Below are 16,459 nucleotides of genomic sequence, written 5' to 3' on the forward strand. Positions count from 1 at the left end.
GAATTGCGCAATGGAACAGCATCACCCGTGGCGTATTGTCCAACTGACGGACAGCCATTTATACAAAGACCCAGACAGCCGACTCATGGGCATGAACACCGCGCAAAGCTTTGCCGCAGTGGTCGACCTCGTGCGTCTGGAACGCCCGCAGATTGATGCAATCTTAGGGACCGGGGACATTACCCAAGATGCGTCAATAGAGGCCTATGATCGCTTTCGGCAAAGCGCACTTGCGCTGTGCCCCAACATGGTCTGGATCCCAGGCAACCATGACGAAGCGGCACTGATGCAACGCCTGCCGTTTCCGACCGACCACAATCAACGCTTGCTCGACAATGATTTCTGGCGCATCGTGTTGCTGGATTCGTCCATTCTTAAAACCGTCCATGGCAAGTTGTCGAAAGATGAACTGACGTTCTTGGATGACGCACTGGCCTCGGCGGGTGACCGCTTTGTGATGATCGCCATGCACCACAACCCCATCCCTTCTGGTAGCGTCTGGCTCGACAACCACAGCTTGCAGAATACTGATGACTTTCACGCCGTTATCGATCGTTACCCTAAGGTGAAAGTGATCCTTTGGGGTCACATTCACCAACAGGTGGATAAGAACATTCAGGGGCGACGTTATCTCGCCACCCCATCTACTTGTGTGCAATTCGCGCCACACCAAGTAGACTTCAAGGCTGACGATGCACCGCCCGGATATCGTTGGCTCGACCTCTACCCTGATGGTCACATAGAAACCGCCGTTTCACGCGTCAACGTGAAATTGGATGTTGATCTAAAGAGCGGCGGCTATTAGGGTACAGGGCAACAACGGACCTAACCATAAGATCCCAAAGTATGAGTAAGACAGATTATTCTGCCCAGTCCATTGAGGTTCTCAGTGGACTCGAACCTGTGCGCAAACGCCCAGGCATGTACACCGAAACCTCACGCCCTAACCATTTGGCGCAAGAGGTCATAGACAACTCGGTCGACGAAGCGCTGTCCGGACATGCCACGCAAATCAATGTTATTCTGCATAAAGACGGCTCGCTCTCAGTGGTGGACGATGGCCGCGGTATGCCCGTCGACATTCACCCCGAAGAAGGGGTCAGCGGCGTCGAACTTATCCTTACCCGCCTGCACGCCGGGGGCAAGTTCTCCGGAGACAACTATCAGTTTTCCGGTGGTTTACACGGGGTCGGGGTATCGGTGGTAAATGCCTTGTCGACCTGGCTGGAAGTCACCGTATGGCGTGATGGACAGGTCCACCAGATTCGCTTTGAAAACAGTGAGAAAGCATCCGAATTGCAGGTCATCGATACCTGCGCAAAACGCAAAACAGGCACCAAGGTTCACTTCTTCCCGGATGGGCACTTCTTTGATAGCCCACGCATTCTGGCGAGTCGCCTTAAGCATGTATTACGGGCCAAAGCCGTTTTATGCCCTGGTTTGCGCGTTACCCTGCTGGACGAAGAGCATGACACCCAAGACGAATGGTATTACGAAGACGGACTGCGCGATTACCTGTTAGGCACCACCCGCCTCTATGAAACCATTCCGGCTGAACCCTTCACCGGCCAGTTTGCGGGCGAAAAAGAAGCCGCCGACTGGGCTGTACAATGGCTACCCGAAGGTGGCGAAGGCATTACCGAAAGCTACGTTAATCTCATACCGACGGCTCTTGGCGGTACGCACGTTAACGGGCTGAGAACCGGCTTGCTGGAAGCCATGCGCGAGTTCTGTGAATTCCGCAACCTGTTACCGCGCGGTTTGCGACTCACGCCGGAAGATATCTGGGACCGCTGCAATTATGTATTGTCGGCAAAAATGCGCGATCCGCAGTTTTCGGGGCAAACGAAGGAACGCCTGTCCTCGCGGGAAATGTCGTCCTTCATCTCCGGCGTGGTGAAAGACGCGTTCAGTTTATGGCTGAATCAGCACCCGGAAGCGGGTGAACAACTGGCGGAAATGGTGATTTCGTCGGCCCAAAGCCGCATGAAGGCCGCGAAAAAAGTCACTCGCAAGAAAATCACGCAAGGCCCTGCTTTACCCGGAAAATTAGCCGATTGTTCCGGTGTTGATGCCATGCGCGGCGAACTCTTCCTAGTGGAAGGTGACTCGGCAGGCGGATCAGCCAAACAAGCCCGCGACCGTGTCTTTCAAGCCATTCTGCCGCTTCGAGGCAAAATTCTTAACACCTGGGAAGTGGATAGCCAAGAACTCCTAGCATCACAGGAAGTGCATGATATCGCGGTGGCACTCGGCGTCGACCCGGATTCGGACGACATCAGCGGTTTGCGCTACGGTAAAATCTGCATCTTAGCCGACGCCGACAGCGACGGCTTGCACATTGCGACACTGCTATGTGCGTTATTGGTTCGTCACTTCCCAACCTTGGTATCTAATGGCCATGTTTATGTGGCCATGCCGCCGTTGTACCGCATTGATCTCGGTAAGGATATTTTCTATGCCTTGGACGATGCTGAACGCGATGGCATTTTGGACCGCCTAAAGGCCGAAAACCGCAAGGGAAAAGTACAGGTAACGCGCTTTAAAGGCTTGGGTGAAATGAATCCATTGCAGTTGCGTGAAACGACCATGGATCCGGACACCCGCCGCCTGGTGCAGTTGACCATCGACGACCCGGAAGGCACGCATCAAATCATGGATATGTTGCTGGCGAAAAAGCGTTCCGGTGACCGTAAAACCTGGCTCGAAAGCAAAGGCAATCTGGCCGACATCGTGGCTTAGCGTGATAGCATGAGGGTTGGTGGGGCTACTGCGGGTTATGAGAAACGATCTTCTCTACCTGCCGCAAGGTTGCCCCCTGATTCTCGGTTAACACCTTTACACCAGCTTCGCCCGCTTGACGCCGAGCCGTCTCATCACTTAACCATGCCAACAATGATGACGACAACGCAGAGGCCCCGACACGGCGCAATGCACCCGCTTGATGAAGGGTATCGCTGATGGCTTGAAAATTGAAAACAGACTCCCCCGTCAATACCGGCACCCCGAACAGCAAAGGCTCCAAGGGATTGTGACTACCGCGCGTTACCCAGCTCCCGCCCACCAAGGCAATATCCGCCAAGCCATAAAACACATTTAACTCCCCGAGCGTATCCAGCAACCATACGCTGTGCTCACGGTTAGGAGACTGTTGTTCGGAACGGCTGCAATAGCTAATGTTGCGTTTTTCTAATAGTTCTCTAACGGCTTTGAAACGGTCAGGATGACGGGGTGCCAACACCAGCAAAAGCTCGGGATGTACTTGCCGCAACGGAAGGTAGGCATCGAGAATCAGCGCCTCTTCGCCATCATGTGTACTGCCCGCCACCAGAGTACGCCGCCGAGCGACCCAGGGCTTTAAATCCTCCAGAACCGCACGCGTTTGGTGGTCCAAGCGCATATCGAATTTAACCGAGCCGGTGACCACCACCTGACGCGCGCCCAAGTCACGAAAGCGAGCGGCATCGGCGTCCGCCTGCGCTAACACCATCGTTAACGCCGAGAAGGCGGGCCGACTTAGGGCGGCAACGCGCTGATACCCCTTGGCTGAACGCGCAGACATACGCGCATTCGCTAGGGTAACGGGCACGCCCTGCGCCACCGCTAAGGCAATTAAATTCGGCCAAACCTCAGTCTCCAAGAGAATCAACTGTTGCGGTTGATAGCGGTCAAACAAGGGCTTCAGCATCGGCGTCAGGTCAACCGGCATATATTGGTGCAGCACCGGCACGGCCCATTTTTGAACCAAGTCTGACCCGGTTGGGGTGGTCGTGGTGACCAAGAATTGCGTGTTGGGTAGCGCATCGCGCAAAGCCGTAACCAATAATTGCGCCACCATGGATTCACCCACCGAGACGGCATGAATCCAAATTAATGGCTGCGCCGGATTGGCGGAGCACACAGGACGCCCCAAACGCTCGGCCCAACGCTTTCGATACGCCGGAACTTTACCCGCGCGATACCAAAAACGGGCAAAGACCACCGGTAAAAGCAGCAAATACAACGTGGAATACAGAAAGCGCGCCATAGAAAGACTTTAGGTATCAAAGGTGTCGCGCATTATGACCGGTTGGTCTTCCACTCGCAACGCAGCCAACCCATGGCATGCCCGGTAAGGTTTACAGGTAATCTTCTGGTTGGTCGCCCTCTGACTCATGGGAAACAGCCTTATTCCGCTTGCCCATAATGAGAATAGGTTGATGGGACTCGGCCGTTTCATCAATCAGCCGATAGAGGTAACTGCACGCTTCTGTAGCTGTGATTCCGGTCATGACACACCTCTTGCGTGTTCGAGTTTTTCAACACTTTACGCCATTAAGTACGTAATGACGTTCGAAATTCAGCTAACCCGTTGCGTAGGCGGATTTATAGTTGGTACAAAGCCAGAATAAAATAGCCATCACCGCGTACGTTAAAAAACAACTACACCAAATACCTTGCGACTAATGACGCTACCTGAAAAGTCGCAAAAGTGACCCAGCCAAACATCAATGGCTTTTGAATTGGGCCTTTCATGCTCTCACTTAACGGCTGTAAGAAGAATTTAGGACTTAAAGCCCAACTGACGAAGAATGCAAGCAAGCCAAGACTCTGCAATGAAGTGCTAATCTCCGTAACAGCAGCTTTTCGAGAAATTTCTGTTGCAAGGACAACTGCGCATACCAGCCAAAAGGCTGCGACGCACCTCTCCTTAATTGTCCATGTTCTGATATCCATACTGTCTCCTTATGCCCGCAACGACAAGGCCGCCACGGTACTTGCGATTATAAAATGTGTTAGCAGTCACCACCACCGCCAGAGTCCCCAACGTCAAAAAATGCCGCACCAACGCTCACGCGATCGTCGGCTTGACCCTTTGCCTTAAATTCTTCGTCCAAATTTTGCTTCGCCGCTTGTATTGCTTGCTTCTCTTCTTGCGTGAATCGCTGATCCAGCTCCAACTCAGCACCGCAATACATGCATCTGTCCGTCGTTGTCTTTTGGATTCTGCGGCCGCAACTCGTGCAATTGCCTTTATCCATCGAACCTCCCCTAAACATCAAGCCCCGAAAGTTAGCACCAACTATCGCTCAGCTTACAGCTAGAATATGCCCGGTAGAGCTGCTTGTTAACTGCGCATACATGAAATACCATAACTACACGCATAAATAATGCGCATCAGGAGCAAACGCTATGCACGCCAACTTCGACCAACAAGCACCCAAAAAAGCCACCAACCTAACCATAAACAGCGATCTTTTGAACAAAGCCAAAAACTTGAAAATAAACCTTTCTGCCACCCTTGAACAAGCATTAATTGTAGAAGTGAAGAAAACACAGAGCGAACTGTGGCTGAAAGAAAATAAAGACGCCATAGATGAGCTAAACAAACTTAGCGAAGAAAACGGCTTATTTTCAGATTCGTTTAGGAGCTTCTGATGGGCCAGTTTGCGCTCTATTTGAACAACGACAACGGCAGCAAAAAGACTTACCCATATTTCGTGGATGTGCAAAACAACTTATTAAGCGATTTGAATTCTAGGCTGGTTATTCCGTTAACACCCGCAAAAAAAGTAAACGAAAAAGTGGCTAAGAAACTTTGCCCAACAGTCTGCATTGATGGAGAAGCGTTTATTCTCGTAACCAACCAAATGACCACTGTCCCTATATCCATTCTCACGTCAGAAATCGATTCTCTGGAACACTACCGTCAGCAAATAATTGACGCGATAGATATGTTGATTACTGGAATTTAATATTACCATCATGCAGCAGCATCAAAGGACAGAGTCATTGATTTCGGTTAATTATAAAAACAGCCATCCCGATAATTACCACGTTGAGCCCAGATAGAAAATAGCCAACCGCATCAAAGGCTTTGCCTGAGAATCCTCTATGGGGCCTAATCTACAAGAAGTGTAAAATTAATGATTCTGACCCTCTTGATTTTTTTAGCTCGAAACCTGAAAAACACAACTCAACATTGCTACGCCATGCACTTTTAACGTGGTTATTGTCCACCTCAGTGGTGTATTACTATGAGATGTCTAGATTGGGGTTATCTTCCATTATTTTCTTACGTAAAAAATCGTCCGACACTTTATCAAAAAGGTTCTGAGCTTCACCGAACATTTTTGCCCTGTAAAGAATATTGACCATTTGATGAGTCGCTGCGCCCTTATAGAACTCATCAGTAATATCATTCAAATATTCTTTGGCTCGCTCTATACGTTCAATAATTCTGATTTTATTGTATTCGTCATCAATATCATCTGTTAAAAATTCCAAGGATTTGCAAATAATTAACACCTTCTGGACTAATTTAGCCTCTATATTATTTCGCTCCTCCGTTAAATCTTGGTCGTTATAATTCCTAAGCTTACATACTGTACCTTCTGCAAAATCATCGATTAAGTTAGGGTCAATGCTATGTGCAAAATCAACCAGATAAGAACCCATCTTAGCCAACTCAGCTACATCAATATCCTCAAGCGGTATGTACAGCGGGTTAGGGTCTAATTCAATTTTCCCTGCCCGGGTATATGCACCATAAATTTCAAGATGATTATCTACTCTCGAAATATACACTTTATCGATAGCAGATAAATATGGCCATTCCTTAGAACGACCCTTTGAAACTCGATCATACATTATCCCAGGAAAAAAATTGAATTCAGCGTCTTTATCTAAACTTGAAAGCCTCGTAACCTCGCTTTCAAACTTAGACTTTTCAACAGACATGAAAAAGCGGTAAACAGCATAGCAACCAAAAACGAAACAAGAAGTTGCTGTTATTATGTAGTATCCCATTAGCTCTCATTGTCTCCCGATCTCATCATGCCGCAAACGATAGCGATTTAAAGTGGCTTACAGCGAAGCGGAAAACCGCTTTAAACCGTCTGGCTGCATTGCATTTTATGTGTAGTTGAAGCTTTGAAATATGTCTTTTTTAAAGTCAATGTCTGAATGAGTGAAATCATACTTTTCATCATCTGGAATATTATCAGGGAATTTGAGCCGGAAGAATCCACCAATGCTTGGCTCGAAACCATCGCCTAGGCCTCCCGGATTTATGGATAATCCCATGCCTGCAGGAGAAAAGTCATTATCTAGAAATTGTGAAGCTAATAGCGCTGAAAGACCAGTAACAGCATCAATTAGGTTTTCGAAATTGGCCTTGGCAAAATTTAAATGGCGATCATGCTTGGTTTGGTTGTAAGCCGTGTACCAAGCTAGAGAGCCTGAAGAAGCCCAAGAGGAAAACGGAGCCCTTACCCCCAATGAGCCAAGCCAGTTAGGTACTTTTATTTCGTATTGGGATAGATAGTGGCTTTGTTCTATTTTTTTATAATCACCCAGATTCCAATTTCCACTGCTCACATACCCATTTTCCCTAAGTATTGCAGAGCAGTTCGCTTCTATTTCTACACACGTTCTTAGCAGAAGCTCGTGAATTCTGTGAGAGTGCGCGGCAAGATTCGTGTCCGATGGCTCTATATAGTCGAAGAGTTCCAAAACATCTTTCTGGATCAATAAAAAGGCCCGCACAAAATTTTCGGGGGAGTCCGCATAATTTTGATGTAATACATACATCCACTTACCTGAATCGAAGTATGTATTATCTGAAAAGATCCTAGCGGTTCTTCGATAAGGTGCACTTACTCCCACGAACTCTCCTTTTGAAATACCCAACTTGAAAAACATCCGTTAACACATTGATCTGCTTGCATTTTCATGGCAGAACGCCCTTAACTTGGCCGATCAAAGGTTTCATCGTACGCATAAACATGGAGAACCAAATCCTAATACGTTGTTTTTCATCAACTTTCCGAAAATCTGTCCAAAAAAAACGCGCATTTCATTTAAGTCAGCTTACCAGAAAAACGTGCATATGCACGCGAAAAGCTATTATTAGTATTAGGGTAGTGCCCAGTTTAGGCGATGGGCGTAGGGGTATGCCTCAAGGCGCGCCTTCCGGCCTGCCGTGAAGCGCCGGAGGCATGCGCCGAAAGCCCATACCGGCGCATGACGGGTCGGTCGTGCCCGACCCCTACGGCAGCCTTGCCAAGGTCGAAAATTACGGTGACAGGGGTCACAAATAAGCGTCAGGCTCGTCGCCTTCCGACTCATGGAAAATCCCTTCTTCGGTGCAGTGGTACTGCGCCGCGAGTTCACCGTCATCCAGTGACAGCAGGTGAACGTCAAACCCCCACAAACGCCGCAAGTGTTTTAATACTTCGTCTGCATCGTTACTTAATGGCCGGTTATTTTGTCGGATATGATGCAAAGTAATGGAGCGGTCGCCTTCTACGTCAACCTGCACCACTTGCAAATTGGGTTCGCGCGAACTCAAGTTATATTGCTCAGCCAACATCTGCCTCACCTTGCGGTAACCCCGTTCGTCATGAATCGCAGCGACTTCGTATTCTGCGGCGGCCTCTTTGTCTTCAATGGCGAATAAACGGAATTCCCGCATCAGGCGAGGAGACAAAAATTGCTGAATGAAGCTTTCGTCTTTAAAGTTTTGCATGGCGAAATGCAGAGTTTTCAGCCAATCACTGCCCGCGATGTCGGGGAACCAGGCGCGGTCTTCGTCCGTCGGGTTTTCGCAGATGCGACGAATGTCCCGAAACATAGCAAACCCGAGGGCATAGGGGTTTATGCCCGAGTAATAGCGGGCATCAAACGGTGGCTGGTACACCACTTTGGCATGGCTGTCCAAGAACTCCATGATGAACCCGTCGGTCACTTTGCCACGATCATATAGGGTGTTCAGTAAGGTGTAATGCCAAAACGTGGCCCAGCCTTCGTTCATGACCTGTGTTTGGCGCTGCGGGTAAAAATACTGCGCCATTTTGCGCACAATGCGCACCAGCTCGCGCTGCCAACTGGGCATAATGGGGGCATTCTTTTCGATGAAATACAGTAGGTTTTCCTGCGGCTCAGAAGGAAAACGTCGCACATTGGCTTTCTTTTTTTTGTCCTCCGGGGCGGGTATGGTGCGCCACAATAAGTTCAGTTGTGTTTGCAGATACGCTTCGCGCTCCGCTTGCCGGTCGGCTTCTTCGGCAGCAGAAATAGGCGATGGGCGTTTGTAGCGGTCCACGCCATAGTTTTGGATGGCATGACAACTGTCTAATACTTGCTCAACGGCCTCCACCCCGTACTTTTGCTCACAACGGGTCACGTATTCGCGCGCGAATACCAAGTAATCGATAATGGCCGAGGCATCTGTCCAGGTACGAAACAAGTAATTGTTTTTAAAGAACGAGTTGTGGCCATAGCAGGCGTGTGCAATCACCAAGGCCTGCATGGTCATGGTGTTTTCTTCCATCAAGTAAGCAATGCAGGGATTGGAGTTGATGACGATTTCATAGGCCAAGCCCATTTGCCCCCGCTCATAACCTTGCTGCGTTTGCAAAAACTGTTTGCCGTATGACCAATGATGATAGCCCAGCGGCATACCGACCGAGCTGTAGGCGTCCATCATTTGTTCGGAACTGATGACTTCTATTTGGTTAGGATAGGTATCCAAACCAAACTCTTTCGCCACCGCCGCAATTTCGCGGTCATAATCCCGGATCAGATCAAACGTCCAATCCGAACCTTCTGATATGGGTTTTCGTGCCGCTGTCGTCATGCGTTTTTCCTCTGAAACAACTCGCGGAAGACGGGATAAATGTCGGCTCGCTCCAGAATATGGGCCATCGCAAAATGGTCGGGGAATTGCGCTTTTACATCTTCATAGGCATACCAGAGATCCTGATGATCGCGCGGGCTGATCTCAATGTACGAATAATACTGCACCTTCGGCATGATGCTGTTGAGCAACAGTTCCCGACACGCCGGGGAATCGTCACCCCAGTTGTCACCATCGGAGGCTTGAGCGGCAAAGATGTTCCAAGATGATGCGGGATAACGCTTCTGCACAATGTCATTCATCATCTGTAAGGCCGACGATACAATGGTGCCTCCCGTTTCTCGGCTGTAGAAAAATTCTTGTTCATCCACTTCTTTGGCGCTCGTGTGGTGTCGAATAAACACCACTTCTATCTTCTGATAATTGCGGCGCAGAAAGAGGTACAACAGTAAGAAGAAGCGCTTGGCGATGTCTTTGGTGCCTTGGGTCATCGAACCGGAGACGTCCATCAAACAAAACATCACGGCGGCACTGGAGGGTATGGGGTGCATTTCATGACGGTTGTAGCGCAGGTCAAAATCGTCAATAAAGGGCAATTTTTTTAATCTGGCGAGCAAGGTGGCCTTTTCTTCTTCCAGGGCTGTACGCTTGGCTTTTGCATCCGCCGAGCGGCCGCTGATTTCTGCTAACTCGGATTCTATCGCTTTTATGCGTTTACGTTTTTTTCCGCCAAGGGCGATGCGGCGGGCATGGGCATTGCGCAGTGAGCGGACAACATTGATGTTGGTGGGGATACCTTCGCTGGAAAAACCGGCGCGGTGGCGTTCAAATTCTTGGGATTTTTTGAGGTCTTTGCGCACCATGTTGGGCAGTTCGAGGTCGTCGAACAAAAATTCAAGGAATTCGTCCTGACTGATGTAGAAGGTAAACTCATCCAACCCTTCGCCATCCGGGCTGGCTTGTCCGCTGCCACTGCCCTGCCCTTGGCCACCTTGAGGCTTGCGAATTCGGTCCCCTGTGGAGAATTCTTTGTTGCCGGGATGCACAACCGAACGATCGCCGCCTTGGCCGTGACCAATCACGGGTTCATGCAGGTCTTTACTGGGGATAGTGATGCTTTCCCCTTTTTCCATATCAGTAATGGAGCGTTTGTTGACAGCTTGATTGACGGCTTCTTTTACGTGCTTGCGATAGCGTTCCAGAAAGCGACGGCGATTCACCGCACTTTTGTTTTTGCCATTCAGTCGTCGATCAATCACATAGCTGTTAATCATACTGACCTCTTTTTTAGTTGAACCCAGGGCGGGAGCGTCATAAGTAGCTTTTTTGTCCCGTAACCCTAGATCGGACACGCCGTAAACCCATCCATGGGGGCTCTCTGCCGACGTCCTGTCGGCAGAAGGTCCTTATCTAGGACTACGGAACACAAGCTACCTTGATCACTCTCGATCAGGATTCCTGTATTTCGTCTGCCACTTCAATGGTGAACTGATCGCTTTCCATGGCTAATGCCGACCTTTGAAGTAAGGCCATACGGGGAGTTATAGGCCTTCGCAAGACCTTCTGCCGACAGGACGTCGGCAGAGAGCCTCCAAGGACGGATTCACGGCGTGTCTGAGAAGGCCTATAACTCCCCCGTAATGGCCGGAAACGAAGCCGCCGAATCAAGCCAGATAAACGATCATTGATACTTCCGAACGCGTAAATACCATTCGGACAGCAGGCGAACTTGTTTCTCCGTGTAGCCTCGGTCGACCATGCGGTCGACGAAATCTTTGTGTTTTTTCTGATCCTCTTTCGATGATTTGGGGTTGAACGAAATCACGGGTAAAAGGTCTTCCGTGTTCGAGAACATCTTCTTCTCGATGACCGCACGCAGCTTCTCGTAACTCTGCCAACTAGGGTTGTTGCCGTTGTTGTTCGCCCGCGCCCGCAATACGAAATTCACAATTTCATTGCGGAAATCTTTCGGGTTACTGATGCCTGCGGGTTTTTCTATTTTCTCCAGCTCCTCGTTCAGAGCCACCCTATCCAGCATCTCCCCGGTTTCGGGGTCACGATATTCTTGGTCTTGAATCCAGAAATCGGCATAGGTCACGTAGCGGTCAAAAATGTTTTGCCCGTATTCCGCATAGGATTCCAAATAGGCCGTTTGAATTTCTTTGCCAATAAAGTCCACATATTGCGGTGCTAAAAATTCTTTGATGAAGGTGATATAGCGATCGTGTGTTTCTTGCGGAAACTGCGCCTGTTCGATCTGGTTTTCCAGTACGTACAGCAAGTGTACAGGGTTCGCCGCTACTTCGGCGGCGTCGAAGTTGAAGACTTTTGACAGAATTTTGAACGCAAAACGCGTGGACAGGCCATTCATGCCTTCGTCCACCCCGGCGGCGTCTTTATACTCCTGAATGGACTTTGCTTTCGGGTCGGTATCTTTCAAGCTCTCGCCATCGTAGATACGCATTTTGCTGAAGATACTGGAGTTATCCGGCTCTTTAATACGCGACAACACACTGAACTGGGCCAGCATTTTCAAGGTGTCCGGCGCGCAGGGTGCGGCTCGCAAAGACGAGTTTTCTAGCAGTTTTTTGTAGATGTTGATTTCTTCGCTCACGCGCACGCAGTAGGGTACTTTGACAATGTAAATGCGATCGAGGAAGGCTTCATTGTTGCGGTTGTTGCGAAACGCCTGCCATTCACTTTCGTTTGAGTGGGCCATGATGGTGCCATTGAAGGGTATGGCCGACATGCCTTCAGTGGCGTTGTAGTTGCCTTCTTGTGTAGCGGTCAACAAAGGGTGCAGCACCTTCAAGGGCGCTTTGAACATCTCCACGAACTCCATCAAGCCTTGGTTGGCTTTGCAGAGTGCACCGGAGAAACTGTAGGCATCCGGGTCGTTTTGCGCGAAGTCTTCCAGTTGTCGAATGTCGACCTTACCCACCAGGGCGGAAATATCCTGGTTGTTTTCATCGCCCGGTTCGGTTTTGGCGATGGCAATTTGGTCCACAATGGACGGATAAAGCTTCACCACGCGGAACTTGGAAATGTCGCCGCCATATTCGTGCAGCCGTTTGATGGCCCACGGTGACATGATGCCTTTTACATAACGCAACGGAATACCATAGCGCTCCTGCAGGATGTCACCATCTTCCAAGGGGTCAAACAAATTCAGTGGGCTTTCGTAAACTGGCGAGCCTTTAATGGCGTAGAAAGGGATTTTTTGAATAAGCAGCTTCAGTTGTTCAGCTAAGGACGACTTACCGCCACCCACGGGGCCAAGCAGATAGAGGATTTGCTTGCGCTCCTCCAAACCTTGCGCGGCATGTTTGAAGTAACTGACCACCTGTTCGATGGGTTCTTCCATGCCATAAAAATCTTTAAACGCCGGATAACGCTTGATAACTTTGTTGGAGAATATCCGGCTGAGTTGCGGGTTTTTTGCCGTGTCTATCACCTCCGGCTCGCCAATGGCGGCCAGCATGCGCTCGGGTGCCGAGGCATACGCCGAAGGGTCGGACTTGCACAGCTCAAGGTACTCCTCGAGTGAAAACTCTTCCTGCTTTTTGGCTTCGTAGCGGTCTTTGAAATGGTGAAAAATATCCATAAACATGCCCCCTGAGTTAGCCTGATCGTTACCACTGGTGTGTAACGTGGATTTTCCCTATACGCCAGCGGAACGTTTTTGTCTCTACTTTGAGTGTAGTTCAAGGACGCGCAAAACAAAGGGTAAAGCACAGATTTACTCAAACTTTGTGCACCTGTTAGTTATCCAGGAATGATACCAAACGCACGTCAGCCCCGAGGATGGCCACCAAGCCATGATCAGGGTGCATCACCGGCACACTCACGGTGAAGGAGTATTCATCCGTAGCGACGGAGCGGTAAATCGGGCTAACATAAGGACTCAGTGTATCGCGTGCTGCGGTGAACCAAGGGCGGTCGGACCAGTCGCGCCCGCGACCACTGCCTTCATAGGTCACGGCGACCCAGTCCGGGTGAATATTGGCACTGATTTGCCGTCCATCAGGTGCAACCAGATAAAGCAATTCAAAACGTTGACCACTGCGCGCCAGGGCGGCACGCAATGTCTGTTCGATTTTATCGGTATCGTGTGGGCTCATTAAGGCCGGTTCAGCCGCTAACATGGCCACATCCCGGCGTGCTTGGGCGTGCCAGTCGAGCTGGAAGACGCCTAAGGTTTCCAGTAGATGGTCACCATGATGGCGAATGGTTTGGCTACCACTGCTTAGGCTCGCGGCATTCTCCATCAACCGCTGTGCGTTGCTCGAGATGCCTTGAACATCCTGGGTTACACCTTGAATTGCATTGCCAATCTGGGTGGTACCAGTGGCGACCTGACGGCTGCAATCTTCAAGCTGGGCCATGCTTGTACGGCTGTGCGCCAACCGGCCACGAATGTCATCAATACCTTCCACGCCCTGTTCGACCCGCTCACGCACGGTACTTCCACCTTCGGTTAAGCCGGTGACTTCACTGCGAATCAGGCCAATGCGCGTTTCCACCTCGTCGGTGGCTTGCATGGTGCGGTGTGCTAAGGCACGCACCTCATCCGCCACCACGGTAAAGCCTCGTCCGGCTTCGCCAGCACGGGCGGCTTCAATGGCGGCATTGAGGGCCAGTAAATTGGTTTGTCGAGAAATTTCGGCAATCATCCCGACAATACGTTGCATTTCGTCTGCCTGCTGATCTACCGTGCGGATGCGTTCTTGCAAGCGTGCCATGTCGTCTCGCATGGCGCTCATTAAGTCTCCTACCGCTTGCCCTTGTATATCGCATGCACTGACTTCTCGTGCGGTATCTGCCGCAAGCTGATGCATGGTTTCAGCCGTAGGGCCGAGTTCGCGGGACACGGTCACGCTGATTTCCTCACTGGCACTCGCCAATTGCGCAGCGGCTTCCGTAAGTTGTCCGCCCGCCTGTTCGGCCAGTGCAGAGGATTCGGCGAGCAGTGGCGCTTGCCCGGCAATGACCACTGCATTGCGCAGGCTATCCGTAAAGGCGTTATGTAACCGATGGGTCCATTGGTCAAAGGCGATGGCGGCCGGTAATTCAACGCCACTGCGAGCGGTCAGATTCGCCGCCGTTAAAGTACTTTGAATGTGTTGGGTTAACTGTTGGCGAGCTCGAACACGGGGACGAATGCTTAACTTCATGCGGACACTCCGGCAACGACAGACATAACCCTGTTCTGCAATTGCGGGGCCAACGCACGACGGCACGCGGTTAACGCTCTTGTGCCCTCAGCGCCGGAAAAGGCGCACCAAAGCGGCGCACCTATTCGTCACCACGCACCAAACGTACATACCGATTACTGCTGCGCGACGCATTTCCATAGGAAAAAGCCGTGCCGAAGTGCACATACCACGCCTGAGTTGTGGAGTTCGCATATGGCGAGCCGGTCCAATAGAAGTCGCTCAACGCATTCGGGAAATAGTCCGGGTTCACAGCCGGAGCAATGTACCCAGTGTCCAGAATACTTTGCAATTCAGACAGCGTTGGCATGCGCCAGTCGTTAAACCCACAGAGCCGACTGGCATTAACGGCTGCTGCATAGGTTTCGGTGTTGCACGGCTGAACACCTAAGGCGTTACTGCAGGTAAGGGGGTTGCCGGTGGCGCCACTGCCAGTGCTGGCATCAAACCATGTATAGCGATGCTGTGCATAGCGCAGATGGCTGGCCGATGCTGATTTTGTCTCCCACATCAAGCCACTGGCGGTGTCTAGGGTACAGGCCCATTCCGACAGACCATCACCTAACGGAGCAGACGGTGGAATGACCAGTCCTGAATTCGCAATTTTATTGAAGCGTTCGGCCGAGTTATTCTGCGCGTTGGCATCGAGCGCCATTAAGCCAATACAGGTGGCTATTGTTAAGGGTCGGTAGGCCAACGGCCAGCGGGTTTGTAAATTCATGGCTCACTCCCTACGCTCAGTTTGAACGATTTTTTATTGTTATGGTCAAACTTTAGCCTATTTTATCCGTCGTTGCTGTCCGTGAGATTACGGAGTTGCCCGCTTACGGTTCGTTCGATAACTGCCAGTCGATGGTGCTTTGACCGGTAGCATGTAAATAGGCATTAGCGAGCGAAAAATGGCGACACCCGATAAAGCCACGATAGGCAGACAGCGGCGATGGGTGCGGTGCATGCAACAACAGATGACGTTCTGCATCAATAAATTCGGCTTTTCGCTGGGCGTAGCTGCCCCATAACAAGAAGACAATGTGGTGCTGTTGCGCCGCCAAATTACGCAACAAACAATCCGTTAAGGACTCCCAACCCCGCTTAGCGTGCGAACCCGCAGCACCAGCCCGCACACTTAGCACACTGTTTAGCAACAAGATGCCCTGCTCGGCCCAAGCCGTCAAGTCGCCATGATTGGGTGGTAGAAAGCCCACATCGGCCATCAACTCTTTATACATATTTTGCAACGATGGTGGTATGGCTTCTCCACGCGGCACAGAGAAACTCAGGCCCATGGCTTGTTTCGGCCCGTGGTATGGATCCTGCCCGAGTATCACCACCTTAACGTCTTCTGGGGCCAGCGCTTGCAATGCTCGAAACCGCTGCACGGTGGGCGGATAAACGGTCTGCGTGCGCGATTCCATAGCCACAAACTCTGCCAAGGCTTGTGCTTGGGGCGTCGAGATAAAAGGCTCCGCCAAAGGAAGCCAGGATGCTGGCAAGGATTCCCGGAATGTGTCTAGGCTCATATACCCCTCGCTTTTTTGTTGAATCTATCCTTATCGAACAGAGCCAGACTGATGTTCTTCTCCACCCAAGTTCCACCCCTAATCAGACTGCACCCCAGCGAACCACC

Annotated in this window: 16 protein-coding genes; 4 read left to right on the plus strand and 12 right to left on the minus strand. The window is 50.6% G+C overall.

The window, feature by feature from the left end; translation table 11 throughout:
- The first annotated feature begins 10 nt into the window (after positions 1–10).
- Together cpdA and parE are read left to right on the plus strand one after the other, a co-directional pair.
- The gene (gene cpdA / locus ACFOSD_RS01535; protein ID WP_380694343.1) at positions 11–805 is read left to right on the plus strand and encodes a 3',5'-cyclic-AMP phosphodiesterase; all 795 of its coding nucleotides are present in this window, start codon (positions 11–13) and stop codon (positions 803–805) included.
- Between the two features lie 41 nt (positions 806–846).
- On the plus strand, positions 847–2,742 hold the full coding sequence (parE, locus tag ACFOSD_RS01540; protein WP_380694341.1) for a DNA topoisomerase IV subunit B: 1,896 nt from the start codon (positions 847–849) through the stop codon (positions 2,740–2,742).
- Between the two features lie 25 nt (positions 2,743–2,767).
- On the opposite strand, the gene waaA is transcribed toward parE, so the two are convergent.
- The 4 genes from waaA to ACFOSD_RS01560 form a co-directional block, all read right to left on the minus strand.
- The gene (gene waaA, locus ACFOSD_RS01545) at positions 2,768–4,027 is read right to left on the minus strand and encodes a lipid IV(A) 3-deoxy-D-manno-octulosonic acid transferase (protein WP_380694339.1); all 1,260 of its coding nucleotides are present in this window, start codon (positions 4,025–4,027) and stop codon (positions 2,768–2,770) included.
- Between the two features lie 91 nt (positions 4,028–4,118).
- Positions 4,119–4,271, minus strand: a complete 153-nt coding sequence (locus ACFOSD_RS01550) for a hypothetical protein (protein WP_449329084.1) — start codon at positions 4,269–4,271, stop codon at positions 4,119–4,121.
- 151 nt (positions 4,272–4,422) lie between these two features.
- Positions 4,423–4,716, minus strand: a complete 294-nt coding sequence (locus ACFOSD_RS01555; protein ID WP_380694337.1) for a hypothetical protein — start codon at positions 4,714–4,716, stop codon at positions 4,423–4,425.
- A 59-nt stretch (positions 4,717–4,775) separates the two neighbouring features.
- Positions 4,776–4,958, minus strand: coding sequence for a hypothetical protein (locus ACFOSD_RS01560; protein WP_380694335.1), 183 nt, complete (start codon positions 4,956–4,958; stop codon positions 4,776–4,778).
- Between the two features lie 214 nt (positions 4,959–5,172).
- Between ACFOSD_RS01560 and ACFOSD_RS01565 the strand changes: the two genes are divergently transcribed.
- Both ACFOSD_RS01565 and ACFOSD_RS01570 read left to right on the plus strand, forming a co-directional pair.
- Positions 5,173–5,418 (plus strand): type II toxin-antitoxin system CcdA family antitoxin, encoded by a 246-nt coding sequence (locus ACFOSD_RS01565; protein ID WP_380694333.1) that lies wholly within the window; start codon positions 5,173–5,175, stop codon positions 5,416–5,418.
- Positions 5,418–5,735 carry a CcdB family protein gene (locus ACFOSD_RS01570; protein WP_380694331.1) on the plus strand — a complete coding sequence of 106 codons (318 nt, stop codon included), beginning with the start codon at positions 5,418–5,420 and terminating at the stop codon, positions 5,733–5,735. The genes ACFOSD_RS01565 and ACFOSD_RS01570 overlap by 1 nt, the downstream gene beginning before the upstream one ends.
- Positions 5,736–6,015: 280 nt before the next feature.
- On the opposite strand, the gene ACFOSD_RS01575 is transcribed toward ACFOSD_RS01570, so the two are convergent.
- The 8 genes from ACFOSD_RS01575 to ung all read right to left on the minus strand — a co-directional run bounded on the left by ACFOSD_RS01575 (position 6,016) and on the right by ung (position 16,352).
- Positions 6,016–6,789 (minus strand): hypothetical protein, encoded by a 774-nt coding sequence (locus ACFOSD_RS01575; RefSeq protein WP_380694329.1) that lies wholly within the window; start codon positions 6,787–6,789, stop codon positions 6,016–6,018.
- Positions 6,790–6,894: 105 nt separating this feature from the next.
- The gene (locus ACFOSD_RS01580; protein WP_380694328.1) at positions 6,895–7,683 is read right to left on the minus strand and encodes a hypothetical protein; all 789 of its coding nucleotides are present in this window, start codon (positions 7,681–7,683) and stop codon (positions 6,895–6,897) included.
- 388 nt (positions 7,684–8,071) lie between these two features.
- Positions 8,072–9,619, minus strand: a complete 1,548-nt coding sequence (locus ACFOSD_RS01585; RefSeq protein WP_380694326.1) for a SpoVR family protein — start codon at positions 9,617–9,619, stop codon at positions 8,072–8,074.
- Positions 9,616–10,893: a YeaH/YhbH family protein gene (locus ACFOSD_RS01590; protein ID WP_380694324.1), complete on the minus strand. Its 1,278-nt coding sequence runs from the start codon at positions 10,891–10,893 to the stop codon at positions 9,616–9,618. The genes ACFOSD_RS01585 and ACFOSD_RS01590 overlap by 4 nt, the downstream gene beginning before the upstream one ends.
- 407 nt (positions 10,894–11,300) lie before the next feature.
- Positions 11,301–13,223, minus strand: a complete 1,923-nt coding sequence (locus ACFOSD_RS01595; RefSeq protein ID WP_380694322.1) for a PrkA family serine protein kinase — start codon at positions 13,221–13,223, stop codon at positions 11,301–11,303.
- 157 nt (positions 13,224–13,380) lie between these two features.
- Positions 13,381–14,793, minus strand: a complete 1,413-nt coding sequence (locus tag ACFOSD_RS01600) for a methyl-accepting chemotaxis protein (protein WP_380694320.1) — start codon at positions 14,791–14,793, stop codon at positions 13,381–13,383.
- Between the two features lie 121 nt (positions 14,794–14,914).
- Positions 14,915–15,553, minus strand: a complete 639-nt coding sequence (locus ACFOSD_RS01605) for an Lcl C-terminal domain-containing protein (RefSeq protein ID WP_380694318.1) — start codon at positions 15,551–15,553, stop codon at positions 14,915–14,917.
- A gap of 103 nt (positions 15,554–15,656) precedes the next feature.
- Positions 15,657–16,352: a uracil-DNA glycosylase gene (gene ung / locus ACFOSD_RS01610; protein WP_380694316.1), complete on the minus strand. Its 696-nt coding sequence runs from the start codon at positions 16,350–16,352 to the stop codon at positions 15,657–15,659.
- Between the last annotated feature and the right edge of the window lie 107 nt (positions 16,353–16,459).

This window comes from Salinispirillum marinum, assembly GCF_042650105.1.
Classification (GTDB): domain Bacteria; phylum Pseudomonadota; class Gammaproteobacteria; order Pseudomonadales; family Natronospirillaceae; genus Salinispirillum; species Salinispirillum marinum.

Bases quoted from the DNA above. Each gene is read 5' to 3' on its own strand.
- cpdA (WP_380694343.1), top strand. From the start codon at position 11: ATGGAACAGCATCACCCGTGGCGTATTGTCCAACTGACGGACAGCCAT.
- parE (WP_380694341.1), top strand. From the start codon at position 847: ATGAGTAAGACAGATTATTCTGCCCAGTCCATTGAGGTTCTCAGTGGA.
- waaA (WP_380694339.1), bottom strand. From the start codon at position 4,027: ATGGCGCGCTTTCTGTATTCCACGTTGTATTTGCTGCTTTTACCGGTG.
- ACFOSD_RS01550 (WP_449329084.1), bottom strand. From the start codon at position 4,271: ATGACCGGAATCACAGCTACAGAAGCGTGCAGTTACCTCTATCGGCTG.
- ACFOSD_RS01555 (WP_380694337.1), bottom strand. From the start codon at position 4,716: ATGGATATCAGAACATGGACAATTAAGGAGAGGTGCGTCGCAGCCTTT.
- ACFOSD_RS01560 (WP_380694335.1), bottom strand. From the start codon at position 4,958: ATGTATTGCGGTGCTGAGTTGGAGCTGGATCAGCGATTCACGCAAGAA.
- ACFOSD_RS01565 (WP_380694333.1), top strand. From the start codon at position 5,173: ATGCACGCCAACTTCGACCAACAAGCACCCAAAAAAGCCACCAACCTA.
- ACFOSD_RS01570 (WP_380694331.1), top strand. From the start codon at position 5,418: ATGGGCCAGTTTGCGCTCTATTTGAACAACGACAACGGCAGCAAAAAG.
- ACFOSD_RS01575 (WP_380694329.1), bottom strand. From the start codon at position 6,789: ATGGGATACTACATAATAACAGCAACTTCTTGTTTCGTTTTTGGTTGC.
- ACFOSD_RS01580 (WP_380694328.1), bottom strand. From the start codon at position 7,683: ATGTTTTTCAAGTTGGGTATTTCAAAAGGAGAGTTCGTGGGAGTAAGT.
- ACFOSD_RS01585 (WP_380694326.1), bottom strand. From the start codon at position 9,619: ATGACGACAGCGGCACGAAAACCCATATCAGAAGGTTCGGATTGGACG.
- ACFOSD_RS01590 (WP_380694324.1), bottom strand. From the start codon at position 10,893: ATGATTAACAGCTATGTGATTGATCGACGACTGAATGGCAAAAACAAA.
- ACFOSD_RS01595 (WP_380694322.1), bottom strand. From the start codon at position 13,223: ATGGATATTTTTCACCATTTCAAAGACCGCTACGAAGCCAAAAAGCAG.
- ACFOSD_RS01600 (WP_380694320.1), bottom strand. From the start codon at position 14,793: ATGAAGTTAAGCATTCGTCCCCGTGTTCGAGCTCGCCAACAGTTAACC.
- ACFOSD_RS01605 (WP_380694318.1), bottom strand. From the start codon at position 15,553: ATGAATTTACAAACCCGCTGGCCGTTGGCCTACCGACCCTTAACAATA.
- ung (WP_380694316.1), bottom strand. From the start codon at position 16,352: ATGAGCCTAGACACATTCCGGGAATCCTTGCCAGCATCCTGGCTTCCT.